This window comes from Serratia sp. S4 (assembly GCF_000347995.1).
GTDB lineage: Bacteria > Pseudomonadota > Gammaproteobacteria > Enterobacterales > Enterobacteriaceae > Serratia > Serratia quinivorans.
Map to the genome: position 1 here is coordinate 2,011,244 of NZ_KB661120.1, position 13,233 is coordinate 2,024,476.

Consider the following 13,233-nt stretch of genomic DNA (forward strand, 5'->3'; position numbering starts at 1 on the left):
ACCAGGGCTAAGAGTCAATTTGGTGAATCTCTCTTCTTTTCTTCGGCTGGCATTATTGGCAACAGGCGTGACGGTGTTAACCGGCTGCGGCAGTATTATCAGCCGCACAGTGCCAGGCGCCGGGCACGGCCATCAATATTACCCGGGTGTGCAATGGGATCTGCGCGATACTCCCTGGCGCTATGTCACGGTGATCGATGTGCCGCTGTCGATGGTGGTGGATACTTTTATGCTGCCGTTTGATGCACAGCACGGGCCTTACGAATAAGTCTGTTCCCGAGTGGTAAACACCAGCAGCTGGTAGCCATGTGGGCCGCAGTGGAAGGGTGCCAGCACCGTCATCTTTAATCCTTGCTGGTGGGCAGCCAGTGAATGCGGGTTGTTGTCGTCAATAAACAGGGCGCCAACGTCGAATTTCTCCCGGGTGTGCGCTTTGACGGCGGCGAACAACTGCTTCAGTACGCCTTTACCGCGCCAGGCGGGATCCAGGCACACCGGCCCGTACATAAATACCCGTTGTTCACTCAAAGGCCGTCCGTTGAATGACTCGCCGGCCAGTTTTTCCAGCATCGCATCCACTACCGGCGGGCGCGGCTGCGCGTCCGTGGTCATCAGGCAAACAAAGCCGGCCAACGTTTGGTCTTCAACCGCCACCAGAATACCGAGGCCCTGGTTAATGTGGGCTAACTGAGCTTCGTTCATGCTCGAAACAATAAAACCCTGACGCTTTTGGCTGTCGCTTAAATTTGCGGGGGTATTTTGTGTTTGCAGTTGCAAAATAGCGGGGTAATCTTCGGGTTGCGCCTGGCGGATAATCATGCTGCCTCTCTGAAAATTATGGGGGGTTTATGGGCGGGATTTTACTCGCTCCCGCCCGCTATCATTCAACGTTCATCCCACTCGTCGGCGGCGGTCTGGCCCTCTTCGGTATCCAACGGCGGATCGAGTTGGAAATCACCTTCTTCCCACTCGTGCAGCGTGTTTTCTTCTATCCATTCGGCACTAATTTCGATTTCGTCATAATCACCGTCAAAAATAGCCTGGGCCGCCGCACCGCTGCGTAGTGTCAGGCATTCGACCGACTCGCCTTCTTGTTCAAAAAACTCGGCCTGCCACATGGTATCACCATCCAGCATCACGTATTTTTGCAGATTGAATTGTTGCACTGCCGGCGGTTGATCGTCGCTACCGCTCTCGGCGGATTCAATAAACTCCTCGCGCGCCGCTTCAATAGCATCTTCCAGGGTTGCATACAGGCTCATAGTCGTCTCCAGTGGTAAGGGTAACGAAAGGATTTTGGCAGGGCCAAAGCGCCATGACTGACGTCAAAACTAATTGTTGCTGCACTGGCGCAGGATGCAAATTTTTTTGTTGTCCGTTTTGCGACGATGGTTGTCTGCCAGGCGAGAGCAAGCTATTTCCCGGTAGGAAATAATAAGGCATCGCTTATGACAGCCCAGGAGAGTGCCATGTTAACCAACCCTTCAATTAAATATCGTCCGTTCCCACCGGTGGCTTTGCCGGAGCGTCAGTGGCCGGGTCGCACCTTGCAGCAGGCACCGCGCTGGTGTTCCAGCGATCTGCGTGATGGCAATCAGGCGCTGGCGGAGCCGATGGATAACGCCCGCAAGCGCCAATTCTACCAACTGCTGTTGCAGTGCGGGTTCAAAGAGATTGAGGTGGCCTTTCCTTCGGCGTCACAAACCGACTTTGATTTTGTCCGCTCGTTGATCGATGAACAGTTGATCCCGGACGATGTCAGCATTCAGGTCTTGACCCAATCGCGTGACGACCTGATCGATCGCACCTTTGAGGCACTGCGAGGGGCGCCACGGGCTATTGTGCATTTGTATAACGCCACCGCACCGATGTTCCGTGACATTGTCTTCAAACAGGACAAGGCGGCGACGGTGGCGCTGGCGGTCAATGGTGCGCTGCGTATTCGTCAGCAGTGCGAGCAGCAGCCGGAAACTGCCTGGACTTTCGAGTATTCGCCGGAAACCTTCTGTTTTACCGAACTGGAGTTTGCGCTGGAGATTTGCGAAGCGGTGGCGGATGTCTGGCAGCCTGGCCCAGGGCGACCGATGATCATCAACCTGCCGGCGACGGTGGAAGTCAGTACGCCGAACGTTTATGCCGACCAGATTGAATGGTTTTGTCGGCGCTTCAGTCAGCGAAATCGGGTGACCATCAGCGTGCATCCGCATAACGATCGCGGCACCGGGGTGGCCTGTGCCGAACTGGCGATGCTGGCGGGGGCCGATCGGGTGGAAGGTTGCCTGTTCGGCAACGGCGAGCGCACCGGCAATGTTGACCTGGTGACGTTGGCGCTCAATCTGTACACCCAGGGCATTGCACCGGGGCTGGACTTCAGTCAGTTGAAGCAGGTGGTGGAGGTGGTGGAGCAGTGCAACCAGCTGCCGGTACATCCGCGTCATCCTTATGCCGGTGAACTGGTTTTCACCGCTTTTTCCGGCTCGCACCAGGATGCAATCAAAAAGGGCTTCGCCGCCCAACAGCAACGGCAGGACGGTCTGTGGCAGGTGCCTTATCTGCCGCTCGATCCGGCGGACGTTGGTTGCAGTTATGAAGCGGTGATCCGGGTTAACAGCCAGTCGGGCAAAAGCGGAGCGGCATGGCTGCTGGAACAGAACCATGGGTTGTCGTTACCGCGTGGCCTGCAGATTGATTTCAGCAAGGTGGTGCAACAATCTACCGACGGCAGCGGTAAAGAGATGACCACGGCAGAGCTGTGGCGACTGTTTCGCCTCAGCTATGGGCTGGTTGAGCAACCGCGCCTGCAATTGCTGAGCTACCAGACCGAGAGCCACAGCGTCGAAGCCTACAGCTTCAGCGCCCGGGTGTTGTTCGATGGGCAACAGCAGCGGCTGTTGGGGGTAGGGAACGGTTTGTTATCCAGCGCGGTAGATGCACTGCGCCAGCGCTTTGGTCTGAGCCTGGCGATAGAGGACTACCACGAGCACACGCTGGGACATCAGAGCCAGAGTCGCGCCGTTGCCTATATCCGTTGTACGCTAGCGCACGGTGAGGCGGCTTATGGCGTGGGCATCGACGTCGATTCCGCCAGCGCCTCGTTGCAGGCACTGTTCAACGTTGCCGCACGCTATTTGGCAAAATAAGCACTGGGCGCAACGCCCAGCAGGCGACGGAACATGGCGCTGAAAGCACTGGGGCTGTCGTAACCCAGACTCAGCGCCACTTCCAGCACAGAATGCCCGGCGGCCAGGGCGTTCAATGCCGCCAGCAGACGGGCGCGGCGTACCCAGTCACCGAAGCGCAGCCCGGTTTCACGCTGAAAGCGCCGTGACAGCGTGCGGCCGCTAACGCTGATATAACCGGCCGCCTGCTCTAATTCCCAGGGATGGGCCAGCGATTGCTGAATATGCCGGCACAGCCTCAGCAGGGCCTCAGTACGCGGCTCAGGTAAATTCAGCGGTAAGATAGGCAGCACGCGCAGCTCATCCAGGATCAACTCCATTATTCGCTCTTCACGTCCCCCTACGGGGTAATCAGCCGTGATATCCATCGCGCAGATAATCAGCTCACGCAGTAACGGGGAAACCTGTACCACTTCACAACAGGCCGGCAGATCGGCACGCGCCAGCGGATCGACCAACAGCGCTCTTGCCGCCACCTTGCCAGTGATACGCAGGCTGTGTTCAACCCTCGCCGGTAGCCAGACGCCGCGTCCGGGGGGCACCACCCAACTTCCCTGACGAGTATTGACCTGCACCACACCGCTGAGGCTATGAATCAGTTGCGCGCAGTCATGGTAGTGGGGCGGCTCGAAATCGCCGTGCTGATAATCTTTGGCAACCGGCACAATCGACCGGTTGGCGGGCACAGCGTCATGGAAAAGCAGCATTGTTCGGGGCATCCCCTGTCCGCGGAAAAATCGTAACGGCAGCATGCCATGCTGAAACCTTTCACACCAGCCTATGGTGCGGTGGGGAAATATAGTTTATAAATATACAATATATTATTTTATAAATTGTATGGGGAAGCCATGGATATCGACAGCATGCGGCAGGCAGCGGCACAGGCCGGAGCATTACTGCGGACGCTGGGTAATGAGGATCGCCTACTGTTATTGTGCCAGCTCAGCCAGGGCGAGATGTCAGTGGGGGAGTTGGCGCAAGCGTTGGAAATTCGTCAGCCGACGCTTTCACAACAGTTGGGCGTATTACGTCAGGAAGGGCTGGTATCCACACGCCGTGAAGGCAAGCAAATTTACTACGCCGTGAGTGATGAAAAGGCATTGGCAGTACTTAACACTCTGTATCAACTCTATTGCCCACAACCGGGAGAGACACCGTGACCATTGACTGGCTGCATTTTACGCCCGTATCTGCCCTGGCCGGCGGAGGCATTATTGGCATCGCGGTGGTACTGCTGCTGATGTTTAACGGCCGTATCGCCGGTATTAGCGGCATTACCGGCGGTCTGTTGACACCCCAGGGTAAAGAGAAAGCCTGGCGAGTCGCATTTCTTGTCGGGTTGCTGGCTTCACCCTGGTTGTATGGTATCGCCGCACCCTTACCGGCCATGGCAGTCAGCGGCAGCAGTTTGTGGCTGATGCTGGCCGGCTTGTTGGTTGGCTTGGGTACCAGGTTGGGTGGCGGTTGCACCAGCGGCCATGGGGTTTGCGGCACGGCGAGACTGGCGCCGCGTTCGCTGGCGGCCACGGCGGTATTTATGCTGTTGGGTTTTGCCACGGTATGGGCAGTCCGTCACTGGGTGGGAGGCTAATCGCATGTTCAGATACCTGTTTGCTTTGCTGAGTGGCGCCATTTTTGGCCTCGGTCTGATCGTTGCCGGGATGGCCAATCCGGCCAAGGTATTGGCGTTTCTCGATATTACCGGCCACTGGGATCCCTCATTGGCTCTGGTGATGGTGGGCGCCATTGCGGTGGCCGCTCCGGCATTTTACTGGGCGCGCAGGCGACAGCGTACCTTGTTGGGGGAAGAGATGCAGATCCCAGCCAACCGCCGCCTCGATGGCCGTTTGCTGGCAGGCAGCGCGCTGTTTGGTATCGGTTGGGGCATGGCGGGTATTTGCCCCGGACCGGCCTGGGTACTCGCCGGTGCCGGTTCTTCGGCCGGCTGGCAGTTCGTGGCGGCCATGCTGGTGGGCATGGCGCTGTATGAATTCATCTTGATACGGAGAAAATAATGCCAATAGCCAACGCGGTGCTGCGTATTGCACGTCCGACCGACCGTCTGCAGGAAATTGCTACCATGTATTGTCAGGGACTGGGGTTCGAACGATTGGGTGAATTTGACGATCATCAGGGATTCGACGGCGTGATGGTCGGGCATCCGCAGCACGGCTATCACCTTGAGTTTACCCATCATCGCGGTGTGAAAGTGGGGAAGGCGCCGACACAGGATCATCTGATGGTCTTTTATTTGCCGAATGAGGAGGAATGGCTTGCCGGTTGCCAGCGCATGCTGGCTGCAGGTTTTCGGCATGTCGTGGCATACAATCCCTATTGGGACAATAGCGGACGGACGTTCGAAGATCTGGACGGTTACCGGGTGGTGCTGCAACAGCGGGCGTGGGAACAATAAAAAAGCCAGCGCACCGGGCGCTGGCTGAAGGGTTAAGCGAAACGGTTATCAGGCGTTGGTTGCCGGTTTCTGTGCGCTTTTACCCTGAGTATTTTCCATCATCCGGCGGATCGGGACGATCAGCAGGGTCAGCACCGCAGCACAGATCAGCAGAGCAATCGAGCAGCGTGCGAACAGGTCTGGCAGCATGTCCAACTGGTCGGCTTTAACATGGCCGCCAATCAGACCGGCCGCCAGGTTACCCAGTGCGCTGGCGCAGAACCACAGGCCCATCATCTGGCCACGCATTCTTTCCGGTGCCAACAGGGTCATGGTTGCCAGCCCAATCGGGCTAAGGCACAGTTCGCCCAGCGTCAGCATCAGAATACTGCCCACCAGCCACAACGGAGATACGCCGGCACCACCGTTGCTCAGCACGTTCTGTGCGGCCAGCATCATCAGGCCAAAGCCCGCAGCGGCAAACAGAATACCGATAACAAACTTGGTGATGCTGCTCAGGCGCACTTTATTACGCGCCAGAGCCGGCCATGCCCAGCTAAATACCGGTGCCAGCAGGATAATGAACAGGGCGTTGATGGACTGGAACCACACCGCCGGGATCTCGAAGTCGCCAATCATACGGTTGGTATAGTCGTTGGCGAACAGGTTGAACGAGGTCGGTTTCTGTTCGAAGGCTGACCAGAAGAAGGCCGCTGACACCAGCAGGATAAAGCAGACCAACAGGCGGGCGCGCTCTTTACGGCTCAGACCGGCAAACACAAACAGATAAATGAAGTACAGGGTGACCGAGGCCGCGATCACATAAACCAGCATGCTGGCCACGGCTACCGGGTTAATCACAATGATGCCCTGGGCAATCAGGGTGATAACCACCGCCACGCCGACCGCCAGCGCAATCAACCAGGCACCGACACCGTTTTTCTTGGCGACCGGGCTGTTCCAGGTGGAGTCCAGGCCTACTTCGCTGTCATAGCGCTTCATTGCCGGTACGGCAAAGACGCGGAAGATCACCAACGCCACCAGCATACCGATACCACCGATGCCGAAGCCCCAGTGCCAGCCGTGGGAACGAATCAGCCAGCCAGAGATCAGCGGGGCGATAAACGAGCCCATGTTGATGCCCATATAGAACAGTGAGAAGCCACCGTCGCGGCGGTTGTCGCCTTTCTTGTAGAGCGTACCGACCATCACCGAGATACAGGTTTTGAACAGGCCGGAACCCAACACAATAAACATCAGGCCGATAAAGAACAGGTTGTTGCCCATAAAGGCGGACAGCGCGATCGACAGGTGGCCGAGAGCGATCAGAATCGAGCCGTACCAGACCGCTTTTTGCTGGCCCAGCCAGTTATCGGCCAACCAGCCGCCCGGCAGGGCTGCCAGATACATGCTACCGGCAAAAATACCGACAATTGCCGAGGCATTCTCACGTGCCAGCCCCATGCCGCCGTCGTAGACCGTCGCGGCCATAAACAGGATCAGTAATGGGCGAATGCCGTAAAACGAGAACCGCTCCCACATTTCGGTAAAGAACAGAGATCCCAGCGGATAAGGGTGGCCGAAGAAGGTCCGGCTTTCTTGGTTATTAACAGAGGATTGCATAACGTCTTCCCAATAAAATGTGCCGCATTTATGCAGCTTATACTGTGGTATGTATGTGTATTTAAGGAAGGTAATCCACCCAGTGCGGATTACCCGACAAAACCGCAGCTGCAGCGCCCGTTAACCGTGGAAAGCGCGTCGGCCTTTTTTCACTTGGCCAATGGTTTACATTGAGCGTGATATTATTTAACCATTTGATAACTGGATGGTGGTTTTGTCTAGTCCCTGTATCCCATTTTTTAGATGAAAAGTCGACAAACATCTCCTTTCCTGGTTTTTATGTTGGTTGTGGAGGGAATGTTATTGACAGGTGGTTTATTGCGCTAAAAGTTAATAACTTTTTTAAAAACAATCAATTAAACTAAGATTTGTCTGAGGGTGGCCGGCAAGGCAGGTGTGAAAGGTATCAATACTAAAAGTAGGGTAAACGGGCCGTCGACCCATTTTAGTGAAGGAAGTGGTGATAAATACGGCTATTACTCTTCCTGCAGGGTGTCTTCTCTCATTCGTGTCGGGCGACGTTGCAAACACCACCAGGAATAAACGGCGTTGAACAGCACCACCAGAGCGGTGACGCAGAATACTGCACGGAAGCCATAACTGGCGGAGACGGCGGCCCCCATTAATGGGCCACTGACGTTGCCGATATCGCGGAACGATTGGTTATAGCTGAAGATCCGCCCGGCAACCTGATTGGTGCAGTTGTAGATCAGCAAGGTTTGTACCGCCGGCAGCAGTGCGCCATCGGCAGCGCCTAGCAGGAAGCGAAGTACGCCGAGTTGCCACGGGGTTTGTACAAACGCCATCGGGATCAGTAACAGCACCGATACGATCAGCATAAACACCAGAATGCGCTCCGGGCCGATCCTGTCGCCCAGTTTGCCCAGCCGTGGCGCACTCATTAGCGCGGCGACGCCCGGCACTGAAGCGATCAGGCCGCTGACAAAGGCCAGATTATGAATGTCACCGGCCAAATCACGGACGTACAGCGTCAGGATCGGTGCGATGGATCCGGTGGCAATCTGAATAATCATGGTGGTGACAAACAGGCTGAGGATCAGCTTGGGGCTTTTTAGCGCCGCGAATACCTGACGGGCGTGCAGCATGTCTTTTTTCTGCACCGGGGTGAACTGTTCTTTGACATACAGCAGCGTCAGAACAAAGCAGGCCAGCAGCACACCGGCGGTAATGTAGAACACCGGCCGCAGGCCATACTGGTCGGCTAGCAGGCCGCCAATCAGCGGCCCAATCAATGCACCGCTGACGCCGCCGGTGGACAGGGTACCCAGTGCCCAACCGCTGCGATTGCGCGGCACCTGTGTGGCAATCAGCGCATTGGCGTTGGGGATAAAACCGCCGAGCAGGCCCAGCACCGCGCGTAGCGCTAAAAACTGCCAAATATTCTGCGCCATGCCCATCAGCAGCATCACTATCGACATGCCCAACGCCGATCGTAACAGCATCAGCTTGCGCCCACGGCGATCGGCCAAACCGCCCCAGAATGGGGAGGCAATCGCAGAGAACAGGAAGGTAATGCTGAATACCAGCCCAGACCACATGTTCAGTGCCTGGTGGCCGGTAACACCGAGGGTTTCTACATACAGCGGCAGGAATGGCATGATCAGACTGAAGGCGGCACCGGTGAGGAAACACCCCAGCCAGGCGACAAAAAGATTGCGTTTCCAGTTGATGAGTTCGGGTGCCGGAGCCATAAGTTCCTGTTGCGTAAGGTAGAGGGCTTTGTTTGCATGAGCAGTCGGTCGCGCAAAGCAAAAAAAGTTAGCCTGGTAAGTATGCGCTTAATTATAGGTGGCATCAATTGATGTGGGGGGAGATATACCGGAAATGAAATAAAGTTTTAAAAATAGAATATTGGCAGTATTCCGCGCTGTACGCGCGGAAAAAAGGCGAATTTAAAGCCCGGCAAGCAGTTCAAAACCACTGGCGGTGGTGGAGAGGGCGACATCGGTAATTTCATAATGGGCTACGGCGTTGAAAGGATCTTGCCCGACAATGATGTCCAACTGCGCGCGCTCGATACCTTTTACCAGGATCACACCACCGGTGCGCGGGTTCTTACGGCCGGAGGCGATGAAGGTGCCGTCCTGGAAATATTTTTTCAGCCAGGCGATATGCCCCTCGAGGTGGCTGTCGACTTCTTCTATCGGGCGATGGTAGGTCAGGCTAACGATGTACATAACGGCTCCAGGATGAACTACGAAGACTTTACCATCCCACCGTTACTGCCGATTCTCAAGATCTGCGGCATAAAAAACTAACCCGCCAAACGGCGGGTCAGAAGTCAGTAGAGTGAAGGCTCGCCTTCCGGGCGGGTTTTGAAGCGGCGGTGCAGCCACATGTACTGATCCGGCGCCATCAGGATTTCCTTCTCCACCACCTTATTCATAAAGGCGGCGGCCTCGAGCTCATTATCCAGCGGGAAGTTTTCCACCGCCGGCTGCATAATCAGCTCATACCCTTTGGCATCCGGCAGGCGGCGCGGGGTAAAGGGAATAATGGCCGGCTTGCCCATTCTCACCAGTACGTAGCTGCCGGTGGTGGTGGCGGCTTTCTCTACGGCAAACAGTGGGGCGAACACGCTGCTGCGTGGGCCATAGTCATGGTCCGGGGCGTACCAGATGATGTCCCCCTGCTTTAGCGCGCGGATCATGCCTTTCACGTCCTTACGGTCCAGCATCGATTTGTTGGAACGCATGCGGCCCCAGGTCTGCAGCCAGTCCATCAGCTTGTTGTCATGCGGCCGGTAAACGCCGATGCCTGGATTATGAATGCCAAAGATACGGGCACCCAGTTCCAGCGTCAGGAAGTGCAGACCGATCAGCAAAACCCCCTGATGGTTGTCTCGTGCCTTCTGAATATGTTCCAGCCCGCTAACCTGGAACCAGCGTTCGATACGCCAGTTTGGCCAAAACCACGCCATACCGGTTTCAAACAGGCCCATACCGACGGATTCAAAATTTTGCACCACCAACGCATCGCGTTCGGCTTGCGGCATGTCCGGGAAGCACAGCACCAGATTACGTTGGGCTATTGCCACGCGGCGCTTGAGAAATCGCATGGAAAAACGACCCAACGAAGTGCCGAGGCGATAGATAATCGGATAAGGCAACAAGACCAACAGGTAAAGCAAACCAATGCCGAGCCAGGTGAGCCAATAACGTGGATGCAGTAAAGAGCGATTAAAAGAAGGAACTTGAGTCATGTGTTCTCAGCTTAGAAGCAGTCATTTAATGATAATAACAGAGTTCTCGAATGGTCTCTCCTGCGAAGGATTTTTGACCAAGCGTTTATTTTCTGCCGTTTATAACCGGCTATTGTGGCATTTTTATCGAAGAACGTGAAAAGGCACCGCATTAAAACATCATTTTTAATGATGAACGGATATAAAGTGGCCGGAAATTAAGCTAAATGGCTCTAAAGGATAAAATCCATACTCGACAGACGCGTATTATCTCGCGCAATTTGTTAGGGGGTTTTTATGTTGGCTACATGGTTGAGTGCGGGATTGTTGGTCAGCGGAGCACTGCTGGGCAGCCTGGGGGCGCATCTGCAGTTTAATCCGTTGCTGCTGGTGGCGGGTATCGCCCTGGCTGCGGGAACGGTGATTTCCGGTTTTACCGAATGCCGGGGCGGGCGCTGAGCATCCGCCCCGGTAGCTTTAGCCGTTTTTAAACAAGCCTTTCAATACGTGCGGTTCAGAGCGCCAATATTGCGGTGGTGCGCTGACTTTCTCACCCAGTTTCGCCGCGGCGTGCCATGGCCAGCGTGGGTTATAAAGGATGCCGCGTGCCAGCGCCACCATATCGGCCTGGCCGGTGGCGACAATCGCTTCCGCCTGTTCCGGCTCGGTAATCAACCCGACCGCAATGGTCGGCAGCCCGCTTTCCCGCTTGATGGTTTCGGCAAAGGGGACCTGATAATTAGGCCCCACCGGGATCTTCTGCAAAGGGGAAAGGCCGCCGCTGGAAACGTGAATATAGTCACAACCCAGCTCTTTCAGCGCTTTTGCCAGCGTAACCGACTGCTGTTCATCCCAGCCACCTTCGACCCAGTCACTGGCGGAAATCCGAACGCCGAGCGCTTTGTGCGCCGGAAATACGTCGCGTACTTCAGTAAAAATCTCCAGCAGCAGGCGCATGCGGTTTTGCAATGAACCGCCGTATTGGTCGTTGCGCTGATTGGCCACTGGTGAAAGGAACTGGTGCAACAGGTAGCCGTGTGCGCCATGCAGCTCAATTAATTCAAAACCCAGCCGATCGGCGCGTTTTGCCGCGTCCACAAACTGCGCTTTCAGTTGTTTAATCTGTTCCAGGCTCATTGCTGCTGGAGGCTCATCCTGCTGTGCGAAAGGAACGGTAGAGGCAGAGAGCGTCTGCCAGCCCCCGCTGGCGGCATTAAGTTGGCCACCGCCCGCCCAGGGTACTGCGCAGGAGGCTTTGCGACCGGCATGGGCAAGCTGGATACCCAGTGGCATGGTGGCGTGTTTTTTGACCGCCCGCACGACCTCGGCCAGCGCCTGTTCGGTCGCCTCGTCCCACAAACCGAGGTCGCTGGGTGTAATGCGCCCTTCGGGGGCGACCGCGCTGGCTTCGACAATCAGCAGACCGGCACCGGACAAGGACAGATGCCCAAGGTGCAGGGTATGCCACTCGGTGGCTTTGCCGTGGTCGGCAGAATATTGGCACATCGGTGCAATAATAATACGGTTGGGTAAATTCAGTTTTCCCAGCGTAATGGGGGTAAATAGCTGACTCATGACATCCTCCTGAACCGTGATAATAGGGGGGGAACTCCTGTCAGGAGTATAGGGATTTGCGAACAGCGTCAAGTTGCCAGCGCTTCACATCATCGGGTATTATGTGCGCCGCGCGTGGGCCGGCGGTCGGCGCGTGTTTAAATCAGTCACCTCCCGAAAGACAGGAAAGTACACCATGCCAGTGTTACATAACCGAATTTCTAATGAGGAACTGAAGGCGCGCATGCTGGCGGAAACCGAGCCGCGCACCACAGTTTCTTTTTATAAATACTTCACCATCGAAGATCCCAAAGCGTTTCGCGACAGCCTGTACGTTCAGTTCGACAAGCTGAAGGTGTTCGGCCGCATTTATGTGGCGAAAGAGGGGATCAACGCGCAAATCAGCGTGCCGCAGAATAAATTCGAGGCGTTCAAAGCCGCACTCTTTGCCTCACATCCGGCGCTGGACCAGGTTCGGCTGAATATCGCCCTGGAAGACGATGGAAAATCCTTCTGGGTGCTGCGCCTGAAAGTGCGTGAACGCATCGTTGCCGACGGCCTCGATGACGAGAGTTTCAACCCGGCGAATGTCGGTGAGTATCTGCAAGCCGATCGCGTTAATCAGATGATTGACGATCCGGATACGCTGTTTGTCGATATGCGTAACCATTACGAATATGAAGTCGGCCACTTTGAAAACGCTATCGAAGTGCCTTCAGACACTTTCCGTGACCAACTGCCGATGGCGGTTGAGATGCTGCAGGACAATAAAGACAAAAATATTGTCATGTACTGCACCGGCGGGATCCGCTGTGAAAAAGCCAGTGCCTATATGTTGCATAACGGCTTCAAGAACGTCTATCACGTGGAAGGCGGCATTATCGAGTATGCGCGTAAGGCAAAAGAACAGGGGTTGCCGCTGAAGTTTGTTGGCAAAAACTTTGTGTTTGACGAGCGTATGGGCGAGCGAATTTCTGACGATGTGATCGCCAATTGTCATCAGTGCGGTGCGCCTTGCGATACTCACACCAACTGCCTGAATGACGGCTGCCACCTGTTGTTTATTCAGTGCCCGAGCTGCGCGGCCAAATTTGAAGGTTGCTGCAGCGAAATCTGCCGTGAAGAGCTGAAGTTACCGCGTGAAGAACAGCGTGCGCGGCGAGCAGGCCGTGAGAATGGCATCAAGATCTTCAATAAGTCGAAAGGGTTATTGCAGACCACGATGCATATTCCGGCACCGGAAGAAGATAAAGACTCGGCAAACTGAGTTGTTGATAAGCGCG

16 protein-coding genes are annotated in these 13,233 nt (G+C 55.6%); 8 read left to right on the top strand and 8 right to left on the bottom strand.

All coding sequences use genetic code 11. The features are described 5' to 3' along the window. Positions 1-22: 22 nt before the first annotated feature. Positions 23-268 (top strand): YceK/YidQ family lipoprotein, encoded by a 246-nt coding sequence (locus tag SERS4_RS0110115; protein ID WP_026142305.1) that lies wholly within the window; start codon positions 23-25, stop codon positions 266-268. Here SERS4_RS0110115 and SERS4_RS0110120 read toward each other — a convergent pair. Next, positions 259-819, bottom strand: a complete 561-nt coding sequence (locus SERS4_RS0110120; RefSeq protein WP_017892400.1) for a GNAT family N-acetyltransferase — start codon at positions 817-819, stop codon at positions 259-261. The genes SERS4_RS0110115 and SERS4_RS0110120 overlap by 10 nt on opposite strands. Before the next feature lie 65 nt (positions 820-884). After that, positions 885-1,262 (bottom strand): MysB family protein, encoded by a 378-nt coding sequence (locus SERS4_RS0110125; protein ID WP_012006299.1) that lies wholly within the window; start codon positions 1,260-1,262, stop codon positions 885-887. A 207-nt stretch (positions 1,263-1,469) separates the two neighbouring features. Between SERS4_RS0110125 and leuA the strand changes: the two genes are divergently transcribed. Then, positions 1,470-3,140: a 2-isopropylmalate synthase gene (gene leuA, locus SERS4_RS0110130; RefSeq protein WP_017892401.1), complete on the top strand. Its 1,671-nt coding sequence runs from the start codon at positions 1,470-1,472 to the stop codon at positions 3,138-3,140. Here the strand turns inward: leuA and SERS4_RS0110135 are convergent. Then, complete coding sequence (locus tag SERS4_RS0110135; protein WP_012006301.1) at positions 3,125-3,886, bottom strand: helix-turn-helix transcriptional regulator; 762 nt, start codon at positions 3,884-3,886, stop codon at positions 3,125-3,127. The genes leuA and SERS4_RS0110135 overlap by 16 nt on opposite strands. A 141-nt stretch (positions 3,887-4,027) precedes the next feature. Between SERS4_RS0110135 and SERS4_RS0110140 the strand changes: the two genes are divergently transcribed. Genes SERS4_RS0110140 through SERS4_RS0110155 form a run of 4 tightly spaced genes read left to right on the top strand, consistent with a single transcriptional unit; the run spans position 4,028 to position 5,592 of the window. Beyond that, positions 4,028-4,339: a helix-turn-helix transcriptional regulator gene (locus SERS4_RS0110140; protein ID WP_017892402.1), complete on the top strand. Its 312-nt coding sequence runs from the start codon at positions 4,028-4,030 to the stop codon at positions 4,337-4,339. After that, complete coding sequence (locus tag SERS4_RS0110145) at positions 4,336-4,770, top strand: YeeE/YedE family protein (RefSeq protein ID WP_017892403.1); 435 nt, start codon at positions 4,336-4,338, stop codon at positions 4,768-4,770. Before SERS4_RS0110140 ends, SERS4_RS0110145 begins: the two co-directional genes overlap by 4 nt. 4 nt (positions 4,771-4,774) lie before the next feature. Further along, on the top strand, positions 4,775-5,194 hold the full coding sequence (locus SERS4_RS0110150; RefSeq protein ID WP_017892404.1) for a YeeE/YedE family protein: 420 nt from the start codon (positions 4,775-4,777) through the stop codon (positions 5,192-5,194). Further along, the gene (locus SERS4_RS0110155) at positions 5,194-5,592 is read left to right on the top strand and encodes a VOC family protein (RefSeq protein ID WP_017892405.1); all 399 of its coding nucleotides are present in this window, start codon (positions 5,194-5,196) and stop codon (positions 5,590-5,592) included. The genes SERS4_RS0110150 and SERS4_RS0110155 overlap by 1 nt, the downstream gene beginning before the upstream one ends. Before the next feature lie 48 nt (positions 5,593-5,640). On the opposite strand, the gene SERS4_RS0110160 is transcribed toward SERS4_RS0110155, so the two are convergent. From SERS4_RS0110160 to SERS4_RS0110175, 4 genes are all read right to left on the bottom strand, one after another. Continuing rightward, positions 5,641-7,194, bottom strand: a complete 1,554-nt coding sequence (locus tag SERS4_RS0110160) for a peptide MFS transporter (protein ID WP_017892406.1) — start codon at positions 7,192-7,194, stop codon at positions 5,641-5,643. A 476-nt stretch (positions 7,195-7,670) separates the two neighbouring features. Further along, on the bottom strand, positions 7,671-8,906 hold the full coding sequence (mdtG, locus tag SERS4_RS0110165; protein ID WP_017892407.1) for a multidrug efflux MFS transporter MdtG: 1,236 nt from the start codon (positions 8,904-8,906) through the stop codon (positions 7,671-7,673). Between the two features lie 201 nt (positions 8,907-9,107). Beyond that, positions 9,108-9,392, bottom strand: coding sequence for a YciI family protein (locus SERS4_RS0110170; protein ID WP_017892408.1), 285 nt, complete (start codon positions 9,390-9,392; stop codon positions 9,108-9,110). Positions 9,393-9,496: 104 nt separating this feature from the next. Beyond that, complete coding sequence (locus SERS4_RS0110175; protein ID WP_017892409.1) at positions 9,497-10,417, bottom strand: Kdo(2)-lipid IV(A) acyltransferase; 921 nt, start codon at positions 10,415-10,417, stop codon at positions 9,497-9,499. Between the two features lie 276 nt (positions 10,418-10,693). Here SERS4_RS0110175 and SERS4_RS0110180 point away from each other — a divergent pair, with 276 nt between their 5' ends. Beyond that, positions 10,694-10,855, top strand: a complete 162-nt coding sequence (locus SERS4_RS0110180; RefSeq protein WP_017892410.1) for a hypothetical protein — start codon at positions 10,694-10,696, stop codon at positions 10,853-10,855. Positions 10,856-10,873: 18 nt separating this feature from the next. Here SERS4_RS0110180 and SERS4_RS0110185 read toward each other — a convergent pair whose 3' ends face one another. Beyond that, entirely contained in the window at positions 10,874-11,971 is a 1,098-nt protein-coding gene (locus SERS4_RS0110185) for an NADH:flavin oxidoreductase/NADH oxidase (RefSeq protein ID WP_017892411.1), read from the bottom strand. Between the two features lie 175 nt (positions 11,972-12,146). Between SERS4_RS0110185 and SERS4_RS0110190 the strand changes: the two genes are divergently transcribed. Then, entirely contained in the window at positions 12,147-13,217 is a 1,071-nt protein-coding gene (locus SERS4_RS0110190) for a rhodanese-related sulfurtransferase (protein WP_012006311.1), read from the top strand. Positions 13,218-13,233 lie beyond the last annotated feature (16 nt).